The following is a 15506-nucleotide window of genomic DNA, read 5'->3' as shown; positions in this document are numbered from 1 at the left end:
CATCCGATGCGCTTTCTGCATCCGGACGGCAGCACCGTCCATCTCGGCTACTGCAGCAACGTCCATCAGGCGGAGGACCTCCGGGGCGTGATCGCCCAACTCGCCGAGTACGCCGAGCCCGTGCGCGAGCGGCTCGGCGTCGACCGGCTCGGCATCGGGCTGTGGCTGGCCCGCCCGGTCGTCACGGAACTCGCCGACGACGAGGCCGCGTTGGTGCGGCTGAGGAGCGAACTGCGGGCGCGCGGTCTGGAGACCGTCACCCTCAACGCCTTCCCGTACGCCGGTTTCCACCGCGAGGTCGTCAAGAAGGACGTGTACCTGCCCGACTGGGCCGACGAGGCCCGGCTGAAGTACACCCTGGACTGCGCCCGCGTCCTCGCCGCCCTCCTCCCGGACGACGTCGACCGCGGAAGTGTCTCCACGCTGCCGCTCGCGTGGCGCTCCCCGTGGACGCCCGCCTGTGCCGAGGAGGCCCGGCACGCCCTGGAGCGGCTGACCACCGGGCTCGCGGCACTGGAGGCGTGGACGGGCCGCCGTATCCGCGTCGGCTTCGAACCGGAACCCGGGTGCGTCGTCGAGACCACCACCCAGGCGGTGCGGGAGCTGGGCGGGCTGGACCCCGACCGGCTGGGGATCTGCCTCGACGCCTGCCATCTCGCCGTCCAGTTCGAGCAACCGGGAGAGGCGCTGCGGCGGCTCGCGGAGGCCGGGATGCCTGTGGTCAAGCTCCAGGCGTCCTGCGCCGTGGAGGCCGCGAACCCGGCCGACCCCGCCGCCCGCGCGGCCCTGCACCGGCTCGCCGAACCCCGGTTCCTGCACCAGACCCGCACGGTGGCCGACGGGGAGGTCCTGGGCGCGGACGACCTCCCGGACGCCCTCGACGGCGAGCTTCCCGACGGCGGTGGCCCCTGGCGCGTCCACTTCCACGCCCCCCTGCACACCGAGCCCGAACCCCCGCTGCGCACCACCGCCGACCAGCTCGACCAGGTCCTCGCCGGACTGCTGGGCGGCGCTTCGGCCGACTGCGACCACATCGAGGTCGAGACCTACACCTGGTCCGTCCTCCCCGAACCGCCCACCGACCTGCCGGGCGGCATCGCCGCCGAACTCGCCTGGGCCCGCGACCGGTTGACCGGCCTCGGCCTCAAGGAGGACCCCTCATGAACCGCGTGGTCGTACTCGACATCGTCGGCCTGACCCCGAAGCTGCTGAAGCACATGCCCGCCGTGTCCGCCCTCGGCGAGCGCGGCTTCCAGGCCCGGCTCGACACCGTGCTCCCGGCCGTGACCTGCACCGTCCAGTCCACCCTCCTCACCGGCGAACCCCCGTCCACGCACGGCGCGGTGGCCAACGGCTGGTACTTCCGCGACCTCGGCGAAGTCATGCTCTGGCGCCAGCACAACGCCCTCGTCGGCGGCGAGAAGATCTGGGAGACGGCCCGTAAGTCGAACCCCGACTACAAGGTCGCCAACGTCTGCTGGTGGTACGCGATGGGCGCCGACGTCGACTGGACGGTCACCCCACGCCCCATCTACTACTCGGACGGCGCCAAGGAACCCGACTGCTACACCTGGCCGCCGTCCCTGCACGACGAACTCACCGACCGACTCGGCCCGTTCCCCCTCTTCACCTACTGGGGCCCGAACGCGGGCATGCCCTCCACCCAGTGGATCCTGGCCGCCGCCCGCCAGATCTTCGACGAGAAGCGCCCCGACCTCACGCTCGTCTACCTCCCGCAGATGGACTACGAGCCCCAGCGCTCCGGCCCCGACTCACCCGCCACCATCAGCGCCGCCCGTCAACTCGACGACGCCCTGCGCCCGTTGCTCGACCACTTCCAGCGCGAGGGCGCCACGGTCGTCGCGCTCAGCGAGTACGGCATCACACCCGCGTCCCGCCCGGTCGACATCAACCGCGCCCTGCGCCGGGCCGGACTGCTGGAGGTGTACACGCAGGACGGCATGGAGTACCTCGACCCGTGGACGTCCCGCGCGTTCGCGGTCGCCGACCACCAGATCGCCCATGTCTACGTCCGCGACCCGGCCGACACGGAGAAGGTCGCGAAGATCGTCGCCGAACTCGACGGCGTGGACCAGGTGTTGGACGCGGCCGGCAAGGCGGCCCACGGCCTGGACCACGAGCGCTCCGGCGAACTCGTCGCGCTCGCCGACCCCGACGCCTGGTTCACGTACTACTACTGGCTCGACGACGAGCGCGCCCCCGACTTCGCCCGCCAGGTCGAGATCCACCGCAAGCCCGGCTACGACCCCGCCGAGCTGCTCTACGACGAGACGGTCCCCGCCGTGAAGCTGCGCGCCGTCGGCCAGGTGGCCCGCAAGAAGCTCGGCTTCCGCTACCGCCTCAAGACGGTCCCGCTCGACCCGTCCGGCGTCCGCGGCAGCCACGGCCGCCTGCCCGCCGACCCCGCCGACGGCCCCGTACTGCTGTGTTCGGAGCCGGATCGGGCGCGCGAGGCGTACGCCGCCACAGAGGTCAAGTCCCTGCTGCTGGGCCTCGCGGGCCTGCAAACGGAAGGTACGGAGAAGTGACGACCCACCCACCCCTCCCCACGATTCGCCCCCTGCTCGACCCGGCTCCCGAATACGCCAAGTGGCAGTCCGAGGAGCCGGTCCGACGGGTGACGATCTGGGGCGACAACAGCCCCTGGCTCATCACCGGTTACGAAGACGCCCGCACCGTCCTCGCGGACCCCCGCTTCAGCGCCGACGCCAACCACCCGAACTTCCCCCACACCCGCCCCGGCGCCCCGCCGCAGGCCCCCGGCCTCTTCCACCAGATGGACCCGCCGGACCACACCCGGCTGCGCCGCATGCTGATCCCCGACTTCACCTTCCGGCGCGTCGAGCAGATGGCAGGCGCCATCCAGCGGATCTGCGACGACCTGCTGGACGCGATGACGGACGGCGACGCGACGGAAGCGGACCTGGTGGCGTCGTACGCACTCCCGCTCCCCACCCTGGCCATCTGCGAACTGCTCGGCGTCCCCTACGAGGACCACGGCTTCTTCCGCGAGAAGTCCAACGCCCTCACCAGTGTGGCCGGCGACCCGGCCGAGGCGATGGCCGCGCGCATGGCGCTCTACGGCTATCTGCGCGCCCTCATCGAACGGCGCACGCACGACCCCGCCGACGACCTCGTCTCCCGCCTGGCCACGGACCGCGTGGCGACCGGCGAGGCCACCCTCGACGAGGCCACGGGCATGGTCTCCCTGCTGCTCCTGGCCGGCCACGAGACGACGGCGAACATGTTCCCGCTGGCCGTGATCGCCCTGCTGCGGAACCCGGCCCAACTGGACGCACTGCGCGCCGACGACTCCCTGTGGCCGGGGGCGGTGGAGGAACTCCTGCGCCATCTGACCGTCATCCACTCCGGGATACGGCGGGTCGCCACGGAGGACGTCGAGCTGTCGGGGGTCCGCATCGGCGCGGGGGAGGGGGTGGTGGTGGCCCTGCAGGCCGCCAACCGCGACCCGTCCGTGTACTCCACCGCCGACGCCCTCGACGTCCACCGCGACGCCTCCGGCCACCTCGCCTTCGGCCACGGCCTGCACCAGTGCCTCGGCCAGTCGCTGGCCCGCGTCGAACTCCGCCTGGGCCTGTCCACCCTGTTCCGCAGGCTCCCGACACTGCGTCTGACGGCACCTGAGGAGTCGCTGACCCCGTCCGCGAGCACGGTCCACGGGGTGCGCTCGTTGCCGGTCGGCTGGGGGTGAAGCGGGGGCGGCCCGGCCCGAGGGGGGTATAGAGGCAGTCATGACCACCATCACCCTCGTTCAGGGCGACATCACGCGTGAGAGTGTCGACGCGATCGTCAACGCCGCGAACTCCTCCCTCCTCGGCGGGGGAGGAGTCGACGGCGCGATCCACCGCCGCGGTGGCCCAGCGATCCTCGCCGAGTGCCGCAAACTGCGCGCCTCCCACTACGGCAAGGGCCTTTCCGTGGGGCAGGCGGTCGCCACGACGGCGGGGGAGCTGGACGCGCGGTGGGTGATTCATACAGTGGGCCCGCGATTTACCCAAGAGGAGGACCGTTCGGAGTTGCTGGCCTCGTGCTACCGGGAGTCGTTGCGGGTGGCGGACGAGCTGGGCGCCCGCACGGTCGCCTTTCCGGCGGTCTCCGCGGGCATCTACGGATGGCCGATGGAGGACGCGGCGCGGATCGCGGTGGCGACGGTGCGGGCGGCGAAGACATCGGTCGAGGAGGTCAGGTTCGTCCTCTTCGATCAGGGGGCGTACGAGGCGTTCGCGCGGCAGGTCCGCTGGCGATGATCGTGGCCCGTTTACCGGCCGGCCGTGAGTCGCCAACAACCGATCAGCTAGGCGGCGCCGCCGTGGTTGACGTTCTGATGGAGCGTCAGTCGTGCTGCAGGCGATCGAACTTGTCGCTCCGACTGAGCCCGCGGTGTCGTCAGTCCGAGGCCAGCGGGTCGCGATGGTCCGCCTCGTCCCGTTTCCAGTAGCCCTTCGCGTAGGCGCGGTGACGATCCAGGCCGATGCCCTCCAAGAAGTGGCGGCGGATGTCCCGGACGGCTCCGGACTCTCCGGCCGCCCAGGCCGCGACACGCTCGTGCCGCGGGACGGGGGCTTTGAGAACTGCAGCCCGTAGGGCTTCTCCCTTCGGGACGCCCACGGGGCGGTGTACCCACACAAGGTCCAGGTCGGCCTGCCATGACATGTTGGCTTCGGCTTCAGGTCCCTCCACTTCCAGGTAGATGGCGCCCCGCATGCCGCGCGGCAGGCTCTCGGCGATGGTGAGGACCGCGGGCTGGGCGCTCTCATCACCGGCCAGGAGATAGAACTCGGCGTCGGGGTCGGGGCGGAAGGCACCCTTGGGGCCGCCGAAAGAGACCTCTTGACCCGGCGTGGCGGCTTCCGCCCAGCGTGCCGCCGGGCCGTTGCCATGCAGGACGAAGTCGATGTCGATGGTCTGCTGCGCCGAGGAGCAGTGGCGCACCGTGTAGGCGCGGCCGGCGGGCTGTCCATCGAGGGGATCGGTCACGAACAGCTTCACCCACTGGGTGGGCTCGTCGCAGTGGAAGGCCGACATACCCGGTCCTCCCAAGGTGATGCGCGCCATGCGCGGGGCGATCCGGGAGACCGACTCCACCGTGGCGGCGTAGCGGGTCCGGCGTGCGCGGAACATGAGAGAGGGCCTTTCCGCGGGATGTCAGTGGGATGGGCGAGGTACGGGGCGGGCGTCGGCGCGTGGCGAGCCTGGCCGGTCGGCGAGGGCGGCGGCCAGGCGTCTGACGAATCGGGGATCCATCGGCTGCCCTGTGGTGAAGGGCCGATAGAAGACGGGGCCCACTGCCAGGTCGAGGAGTTGGTCGGCGTCGTGCCGACTCAGAGCGGGGACCGGAGCGGAAGCGAAGGCGTCGGTCAGCCGTGCGCGGTCGTTCTGCGCCTGGCGCGCCAGCACCCGACCACGCAGTGGAGCGGCGGTCGCCGGGTCCTGCAGGGCGTGACCGATGAGGGCGAACAACACATGTCCCGTGGAGGACCGTGTGAAGACGTGGCTCAAGTGGGTCACGTGCTGTTCCAGTACAGCAGCCGCGCTTTCTGCTTGGGACGGCCAGGACGCTCCGGCCCGAAGGTCTTCCTCCAGGACGTCGAGAAGGATGTCCACTTTGGACCGCCACCACCGGTAGATGGTCTGCTTCGCGACATCGGCGCGCTCGGCGATGGCGCTGACCGTCATGGCGTGGAATCCGACATCGACCAGGAGGTCGTCAGCGGCGCGCAGGACGGCGACTCGTGCGGACTCGTTGCGTCGTGGTCCGGTCTTGGGGTGCCGCTTCGGGAGTTCGGCGCCCGACAGCGGTGCGCTGTGCTGCTCGTTCATGGCGTGACCTCCTCGTTGCGGTGGCGCAGTCGGCCTCGGGAAGGACGGGGGTGGCATTCCCGAGGCCGACTGGAAGAAGATTAGACGCAACGGTGCGTCTGGTCAAAGGAGGTGCGTTCTGGGACCGGCGGACCGCAGCCGGATCAGGAGCGGGCGGCTTGGACTCCGGACGCCGTGCCGATGGCCGGCGCGCAGCCGAACAGCAGCCGTGTGCGCATTCGGTACACCGGTTCGTCGCGCTCGTTGACCGCCTCGACGAGGAAGCGGACCGTCCCCGTGCCCGGCCGCCTGGGGTGGAGCGAGGCGTCCTCCACCATCGCCTTTCCGCGCAGTTCGTCCCCCGGGCGTACGGGGCTCAGGAAGCGAACCTCGTCCATGCCGTACGAGCCCTGGCAGGCGGAGTCCGCGAGCAGGGCGCGCACGAACTGGCCCATGACCACGGCTCCGGTGTGCCAGCCGCTGGCCACGAGCCCACCGAAGGGGGAGCGACGGGCGGCCTCGGGATCCAGATGGAAGGGCATGGGGTCGAAAACACGCGCGTAGGCGATGATGTCGTCGGTCGTGAGCCGAGTGGCCCCCAACTCGTAGGTGCTGCCGGGTGGAAAGTGCTCGAAGTGCCGCATGGTTCCTGACCTCCTCCGTGGAAGGGCTGCTTGAGATGTCCTGGTACGGCGGTACTCAGGCGAGGGACGGCACGTAGTCGGCGTGTGTGGGCACGGCCTCGGGATGTCGGGCGTCGCGTTCCGGCCGGGGCGGGGTGAGGCGGCGTTTCTCGGCGCTGTACCACTCGGCGACCCGGAAGGCCAGATCCATTGACTGGCCGCGGTTGAGACGTGGATCGCAGGCGGTCTCATAGCGCAGATGCAGATGGTCGGTGCGGACCTCGCTGCCGCCGCCCACGCACTCGGTGACGTCCTCGCCCGTCAACTCCACGTGCACGCCACCGGGGTGAGTACCCAGTGCCCTGTGTACCTCGAAGAATCCGGTGATCTCGTCGAGGATGTCGTCGAAGCGCCGGGTCTTGTGCCCGCTCGCCGCCGTGAAGGTGTTCCCGTGCATGGGGTCGCACGCCCACACCACGTCCGCGCCGCTCCCGCGCACGGCCTCGACGAGGCTGTGCAGCCGGTCGCGTACCCGGCCTCGGCCCATCCGCGAGATGAACGTCAGCCTGCCGGGCGTGCGGTGCGGATCCAGCAGGTCGATCAGCGCCCGTACGTCGTCCGGGGCGGCGTCGGGCCCCAGCTTGACGCCGATGGGGTTGCTCACCTCGGAGGCGAACGCGACGTGCGCACCGTCCAGTTGACGGGTTCGCTCGCCGATCCACAGCATGTGCCCCGACAGGGCGTACCGACGTCCCGTGTCGGGGTCCGTACGCACGAGCGCGGACTCGTAGTCGAGGAGCAGCGCTTCGTGGCTGGCGAACACCTCGGCGGTGCGCAGGGTGGAAGTGTTCATGCCGCAGGCGCGGATGAAGCCGAGCGCCGCGTCGATCTCGTCCGCGAGCCGTTCGTAGCGGCGGCCCGCCGGGGAGAGCGCCACGAAGTCGCGGTTCCACTCGTGTACGTGGTCCAGGTCCGCGTGTCCTCCGGCGGTCAGCGCCCGCAGCAGGTTGAGGGTCGCGGCGGACGCGTGGTAGATGCGTTGGAGCCGGGCTGGGTCGGGGGTGCGCGAACGGGTGCTGAAATCAAGGCCGTTGACGGCATCGCCGCGGTACGAGGGCAGGGTGACCCCGTCCCGGGTCTCGGTGGGCTGGGAGCGGGGTTTGGCGTACTGGCCGGCGAGACGGCCGACCTTGACCACGGGGACGGCCGCCGCGTATGTGAGGACGGCGGCCATCTGGAGCAGGACCTCCAGCTTGTTGCGGACGGATTCCGCACTCACCGAGTCCAGGGTCTCGGCGCAGTCACCGCCCTGCAGCAGGAAGGCCTTGCCGCGTGCCACCTCGCCGAGGCGGTCCAGGAGCGTGTCGCACTCCCGCGCGAACACCAGGGGCGGCGCGGCCGACAGGGCCGAGACCGTCGAGCGCAGCGCGGCGGGATCGGGCCAGTCCGGCTGCTGTGCCGCGGGCAGAGCCCGCCATGATTCGGGATTCGAATGTTCCACGGAGAAAACCTCAACGCCTTCTGTTCCGAGGGCCGGGCACCGGGTTGCAGTCGACCGTGCGGCGCAGCCTGGCACGGGCGGACAAGGCGCGGGCAGTGGGTCGTTGAGGCTAGAAGGGCGGATCTAATACCCGGGTACTAGCCCCAGCGGCCGACTGTCGAGGGCGGTCCGCCTCCTGAAGGATTTCGGTGGGCGCAAGGAACCACACGAAGCCCGGCGCCCTGCCGCTACCAGACGACCGGCCTCGAAAGGTGATCCCTGTATGAGCAGCACCGCCAACCCGCCCGGGACCGTGACCCGCCCGCAGACCGGGGACGAATATCTGCAGACCCTGCGCGACGGCCGCGACGTGCGGATCTACGGCGAGCGGGTGGAGGACGTGACCACTCACCCCGCGTTCCGGAACAACGCGCGCATGGTGGCCCGGCTCTACGACGCGCTGCATGACCCCGAGCGCAACAGCAAGTTGGTCGTTCCCACGGACACCGGTAATGGAGGCTTCACCCACCCCTACTTCAAGGCGCCCTACACCTCGGGGGACTTGAGGGCGTCCGCGCGCGCCATGGAGGAGTGGGCACGCATGACGTACGGCTGGCTCGGCCGGACCCCGGACTTCAAGGCCGCGTTCCTGTCCACGCTGGGATCCAACAAGGAGCACTACGCGCCGTTCGAGGACAACGCGTCCGCCTGGTACCGCAAGGCGCAGGAAAACGTCCTGTTCATCGGCCACGGCATCGTCAACCCGCCGATCGACCGTAACCGGGGGCTCACCGAGCTCAAGGACGTGATGCTGACGGTGGACCGCGAGACGGACGCCGGCCTGGTCGTCTCAGGGGCCAAGGTGGTGGGCACGGGCGCGGCGCTCACCCAGCACATCTTCATCGGGAGCTACGGGCGCATCCCCGACGGAGCCAAGGACTTCTCCGCGTACTTCATCGTGCCGACCAACAGCCCGGGCCTGAAAATCATCTCCCGGCCGTCGTACGAGTTCTCCGCGGCCACCGTCAGCAGCCCCTTCGACCAGCCGCTCAGCAGCCGCTTCGATGAGAACGACGGGATCCTGGTGTTCGACCAGGTGCTCATTCCGTGGGAGAACGTCTTCTGCTACGACGTGGACAAGGCGAACAACTTCTTCTACGGCTCGGGGTTCTTCTACCGGGCCATGTTCCACGCCTGCGTCCGATTCGCCGTGAAGATGGACTTCATGACCGGGCTCCTCGCCAAGGGCCTTGAGACGACGGGCACTTCGGAGTTCCGTGGCGTACAGAGCCGGCTCGGCGAGATCCTCGCCTACCGCAACATGTTCTGGGCCCTGGTGGACTCCATGGCCGAGAATCCGACCAAGTGGCCCGACGGAACCGTCACTCCGAACGGCGAGACGGCTCTTGCCTTCCGCGTCCTGTCCTCCTCCATCTTCCCCAAGGTCCGCGAGATCTTCTTGCGGGACCTGGGCAGTGCCCTGATCTACAACAACTCCCACGCCCGCGACTGGGCGAACCCCGAGGTCCGGCCCTACCTGGACAAGTACGTCCGTGGTCTCGGCGTCGAGGCGATCGACCGGGTCAAGCTCATGAAGCTGGCGTGGGACGCCGTCGGTACCGAGTTCGGTGCCCGATGGGAGCTGTACGAGATGAACTACGCGGGCAACCACGAGCAGATCCGCTTCGAGGCGCTCCATGCCCAGCAGGCGTCAGGGCGGTTCGACCAGTACAAGCAACTCGTCGACCAGTGTCTGTCGGAGTACGACGAGAACGGCTGGAAGGTCCCGGACCTCGTCAACCCCGGGGACACCAGCGTGATAGGCGGCGGCACACCGGCCCCGGTCTCGTCGGGCGCCGCCGAGGCCACGCGGTGAGGATGCCCGCGACGCCGACTGGACCGCCCGCGCCGTCCGTGGGTGCCGATGCTCTGGACGAGCGTCAACTGAGGTACATCCTCGGGCAGTTCGTGACAGGTGTGTGCGCGGTGTCGACACGTTTCGAGAGCTCGTCCGGGCCCCGCCACGACGCCATCGCGGTGAACTCGTTCACTGCGGTGTCCCTCGATCCGCCCCTCGTGTCGATGTGTCTGCGGGACGACTCCACCTTCCTGGAGCGGGTGCGTACAACGGGCCAGTGGGCTGTCTCGTTCCTGGGGAACCAGTCGCGTGCCCTGGTCGACGTACTCACGGCGCCGGCCACGCAGCGCCCTCCGGTCGAGGAGGCCGCGCAGTGGGCCGTCGGACCGCACACGGGATGCCTGGTTCTCCCAGAGGGCCCAGGAACCCTCGAATGCGCCCTGCACCTGACCCAGCGCCTCGGCGACCACGTGCTCGTGGTCGGGCGGGTGCTCGGTGCCGCATCCCGCGACGACGACCCGCCTCTGGTCTTCCACCGCGGCACGTTCACCGAAGTCGCACAGCCGCATTGACCACGTACATCCCCATCAACGAACACGGAGAGGAGAATCCATGGCCGGGAGGCGCCCGTACGTGGCGGTCGTGGGCGGCGGTATCGGCGGTCTGGCCACTGCCATCGGACTACGGCGGCGGGGCATCGAGGTGATGGTCCACGAGCAGTCGAGAGAGGTGGCCCACCAAGGGGCCGGTATCGCCGTCGGCGCCAACGGACACAGGGTGCTGCGGGAGTTGGGAGTCGCCCAGCGTCTGAAGGGATCGGCGGTCGAGCCGGTACGTGCCGACTTCCGACATTGGCGATCGGGCCGGTGCATGGTGTCGCACCCGCTGGCCGGTGCGTACGAGGAACGGTTCAAGGCCCCCTTCTGGACCGTGGAGAGGGCCACGGTCCAAGAGGCTCTCCTGGCCGAACTGGGCGCCGAGCACGTACGCCTGGGAGCGCGCTGCACCGAGGTCGAGAGAACGGAACGCGGTGCCGTGATCCGTTTCGCGGACGGCACCGAAGAGGAGGCCGACGCGGTGATCGGGGCCGACGGAATCCATTCGGTGGTGCGCCACAGCGTCTTCGGCCCCGAGGAGGCCGTGTTCTCGGGCACCAGCGGATACCGGGCCCTGATCCCCATGGAACGGCTGGGGCATGTCCCTCAGCTCGCCGAGCAGGTGCTGTGGCTCTGGCTCGGTCCCGGCAGGCACTTCATCGCCTATCCCGTGGCGGGTGGCAGCGCCCTGAACTTCCTGGCCGTCGTCCCCGACCGTGACTGGACGATCGAGTCGTGGTCCACGCAGGGCGAGACGGCCGATCTGCTGGCGGCCTTCGAGGGCTGGCATCCCTTCGTCACCGAGATCCTGGCTGCCTGCGAGCGACCGGGACGCTGGGCTCTGTACGACCGGGAACCGCAGCGCACCTGGAGTTCGGGGGCGGTGACGCTGCTCGGTGACGCCGCCCACGCGATGCTGCCGCACCACGGCCAGGGCGCGAACCAGGCGCTGGAGGACGCGGTGGTCCTCGCACACATCCTCGGCGACGTGGATGCCGCCGGGGCCGAGTCGGCGCTGCGCGCGTACGAGCAGGTGCGCCGGCCGCGCACCCGGCTGCTGCAGGCCGGTTCCCGCAAGAACGCCGACTGCTTCCAGCTGCCCGACGGGCCCGAGGCGCAGGCGCGCAATGTCCGGTTGGCCACCCTGCCCGACGACCTTGCCTGGATCCACGGGCACGACGCCGTCGGTCGGCTGGGGTCCGCCTCGGCCCCGGCTCCTGCCTGACAGCCGACGAACGGTGAGAGGAACCATGGCAAGGATCTATTCCTTCGAAGGAAACGTACCCGTCGTGCACCCCACGGCCTTCGTCCACCCGGACGCCGTCCTGATCGGCTCCGTCGACATCGGGCCGGGTTGCTACGTCGGTCCCCTCGCCAGCCTGCGGGGCGACTTCGGGCACATCGAACTGAGAGAGGGCTCCAACGTGCAGGACGGCTGCGTTCTGCACTGCTTCCCCGGAGCAGACACGGTGGTCGAGGAGGACGGCCATGTTGGACACGGCAGCGTGCTGCACGGATGCCGAGTGGGCCGAGACAGCCTCATCGGCATCAAGTCGGTGCTGATGGACGGTGTGGTGGTGGGGCGACAGGCATTTGTCGGTGCCGGCAGCTTCGTCAAGAGCGGCTTCCACATACCGGAACGGCACCTCGTCCTGGGAAGCCCGGCCAAGGTGGCCCGGGAGCTCACAGCGGACGAGGTCGCCTGGAAGGGCAACGGCACAGTTCAGTACCAGAAGCTGGCGCAACGCTGCCTGACGGGGCTTCACCCGGCATCGGCGGTGACTGAGCGCGCGGCTGCCGACACCACGGCGGTTGCCGAGCCCGAGCACGTCACCCTGCACGAATTCCGGGCCCGCTGAGGGCTGGGCAGCAACAGAGGCAGGTGAAGTGAGATGACCATGTCCGTGCCCACTCCGAGATCATCGGCATGCAACCGGAGGCGACCTGGCTGGCCGGTGCCCCCAGCCTGCGCCGCGGGGTGATTCTGCCGCCGAAGGTCCAGGACGAGTCCCGCAGAACTTCTCAGCGGACGGATGGACGACCATTCATCCTGGGCCTCCGGCCCGCGTACCCGGCTCGCGGGCGCACGACGAGATCCTCTCCACCGACGATGGTGTCAAGCGGGCCTCCGGCCGCTCCGGCGGTACCGAGGGTGGGCTGACTACGGGTGAACTGCTGCGTGTGCGAGCGGCGATGAAGCCGATCGCGACCGTGCCGCGTGCGCTGGCGACGATCGATGTGGCGACGGGTGAGGCGGCCAAGGCGCATCATCAGCGTTCGGATGTGTGCGCGGTGCCGGCGGCCGGCATCGTGGCCGAGGCCATGGTGGCGCTGGTCCTCGCGGACGCCGTGGCGGAGAAGTTCGGCGGCGACAGCGTGCCCGAGACCCGCCGCAACGTGCAGTCCTACCTGGACAACCTCCAGATCCGGTGAGCAGGACAGGCCGCAGGGCGGCGGTCCTGCGATCAGCCCATCGCCCACTCGCTGTCGCCGGTGCCGCACCGCGCCGCATACGCGGAACTGGGACTCTCCGACTGGTCGTACGACTCGTTCAATGTGGATGCGGCGGCCTCGCCCCGCTTCATCGAGCGGCTCGGGCCGGAGTGGGTAGGGCTGTCATCGTCCTCGACGGTCTCGGCAAGCCCACGTCCTGGAGGGGCCCGACCCGGCCGTCCTCCTCGCCGCGTACGGCGAAACAGCCGAGTGACCAGCAGCTTCCGCCCTGCTCGTGTGGATACCACGAGCAGGGCAGAAGTCACGTTTGTCACAGCAGCCGGAGCAGAGAAACAGGCCGCTCGATCAGGTCCGCGACGTAGCGGAGGAACCCCCCGGCCGCCCCGCCGTCGCAGACGCGATGGTCGAACGTGAAGGACAGCTGACACACCTGCCGGATCGCCAGCTCGCCGTCGATGATCCAAGGGCGGGCCAGGATTCGACCGACGCCGAGCATCGCCGCTTCCGGGTGATTGATGATCGGCGTGGATCCGTCGACACCGAAGACACCGTAGTTGTTCAGGGTGAACGTTCCTCCGGTCAGATCCGCGGGGGCGAGCGTCCCCTCGCGTGCGCCGGTGGTGAGGCGGGTGATCTCGGCGGACAGTGCCGGCAGTCTCATCTTCTGTACGTCCCTGATCACGGGTACGACCAGGCCACGGTCCGTCTGTGCGGCGAACCCCAGGTGTATCGAGGGGAGTTGGACGATCTCCTGGTTGACGCTGTCCACGGTCGCGTTGAGCTCCGGATAACGGGTGAGTCCGGCGACGCAGATGCGTGCGAGGAGGGCGAAGAGAGAGACCTTGTTGTCGTCGCTCGATGCTGACAGCTGCCTTTTGGCGTCCAGGAGCCGTGTGGCGTCCACATCGACCCATGTCGTCGCGTCGGGGATCTCCTGACGGCTCCTCGACAGTTTGTCGGCGATGGTGCGCCGGACCCCCCGCAAGGGGATGCGCACGGCCTCCGGTGCATGATGTGCCGTCGGCTCCCCAGCCGTGGGGAGCAGGGTCCGCCGCGCTGTGGCGGACGCGTGCGGCACCCGGCTGCTTTGCTCGACGTCCTTGCGGAGGATCAGCCCTCCGGGGCCACTGCCGTGCAGCGTGCGAAGGTCGAGGCCGTGCCGTTTGGCGAGTTTCCGCACCAGGGGCGAGATCACGCGAATCGGTTCGGTGATCGGCGCCTTCGCCTCGGCAGGTGCTGCCACCGCCGTACGGGGAGAGGGAGCGAGGACCCGGCGCCGACGCGCCACGGGGGCGGACGTGCCGTAGCCGACCAGCACGTTGCCCGAGTCCTCCGAGGCCGCAGCCGAAGGGTCGGGCGCTCCGGGCGGCGGATCCTGCTTGCCGCCGACGGACAGGAGCGGCTGCCCGACATCCACGCTCTCGCCTTCCTTCCCCCACAGGCGCGTGACGACTCCGGCATAGGGGCAGGGCACTTCCACCACGGCTTTTGCCGTTTCCACCTCCACTACGGGCTGGTCGACGGAGACGGAGTCCCCGACGTGGACCAGCCACCGTACGATCTCCCCCTCGGTGAGCCCCTCGCCCAGGTCGGGGAGGACGAACTCCCTGGCGTCGCTGCTCATATGCCCTCCCCCTGAGCGCAGTCCTCCCACTGCAGCCGCGCGACGGCGTCCAGAATGCGGTCGACGTCGGGCAGGTGGTAGCGCTCCAGCATCGGCGGGGGATAGGGGATGTCGAATCCGGTGACCCGCAGTACGGGAGCTTCCAAGTGGTGGAAGCAGCGTTCGGAGACCCGGGCGGCGATCTCGGCGCCGAAACCCGAGAAGCCCTGGGCTTCGTGGACGACGACAGCCCGTCCTGTGCGCCTGACGCTCGCGCACACCGCCGCGTCGTCGAAGGGCACCAGACTGCGCAGATCCACGACTTCGAGGTCCCATCCCTCGGCCTGCGCCGCCGCGGCGGCATCCAGACACACCGGCAGGGAAGGGCCGTAGGTGATGAGGGTGGCCGACGATCCGGCGCGTCGTACGGCCGCCTCGCCCAGGGCCGGCAGCGCGGCCGAGCGGTCGATCTCTCCCTTGGACCAGTACAGCCGCTTGGGCTCCAGGAAGATGACGGGATCGTCCGAGGCGATCGCAGCGCGCAGGAGACCGTACGCGTCGGTGACCGTGGCGGGCGTGACGACGTGGAGGCCGGGTGTGTGCGTGTAGTACGCCTCCGAAGCGTCGCTGTGATGCTCCACGCCGCCGATGCCACCGCCGTAGGGGATGCGGATGGTCAGCGGCATCGGCAGCGCGCCGCGCGTCCGGTTACGCATCTTCGCGACGTGGCTGACGAGTTGCTCGAACGCGGGATAGGCGAAGGCATCGAACTGCATCTCCACGACGGGCCGCAGTCCGTACATGGCCATGCCGACGGCCGTCCCCAGGATGCCTGCCTCCGCGAGGGGGGTATCGGCGACCCGACGGTCGCCGAATGCCGCGGCAAGACCATCGGTGACGCGGAACACGCCGCCGAGCGTGCCGATGTCCTCGCCCAGCAGATGGACCCGGTCATCGTCGGTCAGGGCGTCGTGCAACGCCCGATTGAGCGCCTTGGACATCGTCACCTGCTCGACGGCCGGCGCGTTGCCGGCGGCCCGAGCGACGGTCG

General features: G+C 69.7%; 14 protein-coding genes and 3 pseudogenes. 11 read left to right on the top strand and 6 right to left on the bottom strand.

All coding sequences use genetic code 11. The annotated features are described in order from the left end of the window. Positions 1-6: 6 nt before the first annotated feature. The 4 genes from eboE to ACIA8X_RS10395 are packed head-to-tail and all read left to right on the top strand — an operon-like array spanning position 7 to position 4289. Positions 7-1164: a metabolite traffic protein EboE gene (gene eboE / locus ACIA8X_RS10410; RefSeq protein WP_393445378.1), complete on the top strand. Its 1158-nt coding sequence runs from the start codon at positions 7-9 to the stop codon at positions 1162-1164. Beyond that, positions 1161-2549 (top strand): alkaline phosphatase family protein, encoded by a 1389-nt coding sequence (locus ACIA8X_RS10405; RefSeq protein ID WP_399458176.1) that lies wholly within the window; start codon positions 1161-1163, stop codon positions 2547-2549. Before eboE ends, ACIA8X_RS10405 begins: the two co-directional genes overlap by 4 nt. After that, positions 2546-3733, top strand: a complete 1188-nt coding sequence (locus ACIA8X_RS10400; protein ID WP_399458175.1) for a cytochrome P450 — start codon at positions 2546-2548, stop codon at positions 3731-3733. Before ACIA8X_RS10405 ends, ACIA8X_RS10400 begins: the two co-directional genes overlap by 4 nt. A gap of 40 nt (positions 3734-3773) precedes the next feature. Next, the gene (locus ACIA8X_RS10395; protein ID WP_399458174.1) at positions 3774-4289 is read left to right on the top strand and encodes an O-acetyl-ADP-ribose deacetylase; all 516 of its coding nucleotides are present in this window, start codon (positions 3774-3776) and stop codon (positions 4287-4289) included. A gap of 139 nt (positions 4290-4428) precedes the next feature. Here ACIA8X_RS10395 and ACIA8X_RS10390 read toward each other — a convergent pair whose 3' ends face one another. The 4 genes from ACIA8X_RS10390 to ACIA8X_RS10375 all read right to left on the bottom strand — a co-directional run bounded on the left by ACIA8X_RS10390 (position 4429) and on the right by ACIA8X_RS10375 (position 7965). Next, positions 4429-5163, bottom strand: coding sequence for a siderophore-interacting protein (locus ACIA8X_RS10390; protein ID WP_399458173.1), 735 nt, complete (start codon positions 5161-5163; stop codon positions 4429-4431). Positions 5164-5187: 24 nt separating this feature from the next. After that, positions 5188-5862 carry a TetR/AcrR family transcriptional regulator gene (locus ACIA8X_RS10385; protein WP_399458172.1) on the bottom strand — a complete coding sequence of 225 codons (675 nt, stop codon included), beginning with the start codon at positions 5860-5862 and terminating at the stop codon, positions 5188-5190. A gap of 143 nt (positions 5863-6005) precedes the next feature. After that, on the bottom strand, positions 6006-6485 hold the full coding sequence (locus ACIA8X_RS10380) for a MaoC family dehydratase (protein ID WP_399458171.1): 480 nt from the start codon (positions 6483-6485) through the stop codon (positions 6006-6008). 55 nt (positions 6486-6540) lie between these two features. Beyond that, positions 6541-7965, bottom strand: coding sequence for a class II 3-deoxy-7-phosphoheptulonate synthase (locus ACIA8X_RS10375; protein WP_399458170.1), 1425 nt, complete (start codon positions 7963-7965; stop codon positions 6541-6543). A 262-nt stretch (positions 7966-8227) separates the two neighbouring features. Here ACIA8X_RS10375 and ACIA8X_RS10370 point away from each other — a divergent pair, with 262 nt between their 5' ends. The 7 genes and pseudogenes from ACIA8X_RS10370 to ACIA8X_RS10340 all read left to right on the top strand — a co-directional run. Further along, on the top strand, positions 8228-9820 hold the full coding sequence (locus tag ACIA8X_RS10370; RefSeq protein WP_393445362.1) for a 4-hydroxyphenylacetate 3-hydroxylase family protein: 1593 nt from the start codon (positions 8228-8230) through the stop codon (positions 9818-9820). Positions 9821-9822: 2 nt separating this feature from the next. Beyond that, positions 9823-10374 (top strand): flavin reductase family protein, encoded by a 552-nt coding sequence (locus ACIA8X_RS10365; RefSeq protein ID WP_399458169.1) that lies wholly within the window; start codon positions 9823-9825, stop codon positions 10372-10374. A gap of 40 nt (positions 10375-10414) precedes the next feature. Then, positions 10415-11623 (top strand): FAD-dependent monooxygenase, encoded by a 1209-nt coding sequence (locus ACIA8X_RS10360; RefSeq protein ID WP_399458168.1) that lies wholly within the window; start codon positions 10415-10417, stop codon positions 11621-11623. A gap of 25 nt (positions 11624-11648) precedes the next feature. Continuing rightward, positions 11649-12257: a transferase hexapeptide repeat family protein gene (locus ACIA8X_RS10355; protein ID WP_399458167.1), complete on the top strand. Its 609-nt coding sequence runs from the start codon at positions 11649-11651 to the stop codon at positions 12255-12257. A gap of 47 nt (positions 12258-12304) precedes the next feature. Beyond that, a pseudogene (locus tag ACIA8X_RS10350) lies at positions 12305-12409 on the top strand (Phenylacetic acid catabolic protein); the annotation flags it as partial. A gap of 50 nt (positions 12410-12459) precedes the next feature. Beyond that, positions 12460-12831 (top strand): annotated as a pseudogene (locus ACIA8X_RS10345) (chorismate synthase); the annotation flags it as partial. Continuing rightward, a pseudogene (locus ACIA8X_RS10340) lies at positions 12828-13017 on the top strand (shikimate dehydrogenase); the annotation flags it as partial. The pseudogenes ACIA8X_RS10345 and ACIA8X_RS10340, both read left to right, overlap by 4 nt. A 145-nt stretch (positions 13018-13162) precedes the next feature. Here ACIA8X_RS10340 and ACIA8X_RS10335 read toward each other — a convergent pair. Together ACIA8X_RS10335 and ACIA8X_RS10330 are read right to left on the bottom strand one after the other, a co-directional pair. Next, on the bottom strand, positions 13163-14476 hold the full coding sequence (locus ACIA8X_RS10335; RefSeq protein WP_393445354.1) for a dihydrolipoamide acetyltransferase family protein: 1314 nt from the start codon (positions 14474-14476) through the stop codon (positions 13163-13165). Next, a complete protein-coding gene (locus tag ACIA8X_RS10330) occupies positions 14473-15456 on the bottom strand; it encodes an alpha-ketoacid dehydrogenase subunit beta (protein WP_393445505.1) in 984 nt (327 codons plus the stop codon). The genes ACIA8X_RS10335 and ACIA8X_RS10330 overlap by 4 nt, the downstream gene beginning before the upstream one ends. Between the last annotated feature and the right edge of the window lie 50 nt (positions 15457-15506).

The sequence above is a fragment of the Streptomyces sp. NPDC051738 genome (genome assembly GCF_044453205.1).
Classification (GTDB): Bacteria; Actinomycetota; Actinomycetes; order Streptomycetales; family Streptomycetaceae; genus Streptomyces.
Note: the sequence above shows the minus strand (reverse complement) of the source record. Positions and strands in the feature narration are given on the sequence as shown.

Bases quoted from the DNA above. Each gene is read 5' to 3' on its own strand.
- ACIA8X_RS10405 (WP_399458176.1), top strand. From the start codon at position 1,161: ATGAACCGCGTGGTCGTACTCGACATCGTCGGCCTGACCCCGAAGCTG.
- ACIA8X_RS10365 (WP_399458169.1), top strand. From the start codon at position 9,823: ATGCCCGCGACGCCGACTGGACCGCCCGCGCCGTCCGTGGGTGCCGAT.
- ACIA8X_RS10355 (WP_399458167.1), top strand. From the start codon at position 11,649: ATGGCAAGGATCTATTCCTTCGAAGGAAACGTACCCGTCGTGCACCCC.
- ACIA8X_RS10360 (WP_399458168.1), top strand. From the start codon at position 10,415: ATGGCCGGGAGGCGCCCGTACGTGGCGGTCGTGGGCGGCGGTATCGGC.
- ACIA8X_RS10395 (WP_399458174.1), top strand. From the start codon at position 3,774: ATGACCACCATCACCCTCGTTCAGGGCGACATCACGCGTGAGAGTGTC.
- ACIA8X_RS10370 (WP_393445362.1), top strand. From the start codon at position 8,228: ATGAGCAGCACCGCCAACCCGCCCGGGACCGTGACCCGCCCGCAGACC.
- ACIA8X_RS10390 (WP_399458173.1), bottom strand. From the start codon at position 5,163: ATGTTCCGCGCACGCCGGACCCGCTACGCCGCCACGGTGGAGTCGGTC.
- ACIA8X_RS10385 (WP_399458172.1), bottom strand. From the start codon at position 5,862: ATGAACGAGCAGCACAGCGCACCGCTGTCGGGCGCCGAACTCCCGAAG.
- ACIA8X_RS10380 (WP_399458171.1), bottom strand. From the start codon at position 6,485: ATGCGGCACTTCGAGCACTTTCCACCCGGCAGCACCTACGAGTTGGGG.
- ACIA8X_RS10330 (WP_393445505.1), bottom strand. From the start codon at position 15,456: ATGTCCAAGGCGCTCAATCGGGCGTTGCACGACGCCCTGACCGACGAT.
- ACIA8X_RS10335 (WP_393445354.1), bottom strand. From the start codon at position 14,476: ATGAGCAGCGACGCCAGGGAGTTCGTCCTCCCCGACCTGGGCGAGGGG.
- eboE (WP_393445378.1), top strand. From the start codon at position 7: ATGCGCTTTCTGCATCCGGACGGCAGCACCGTCCATCTCGGCTACTGC.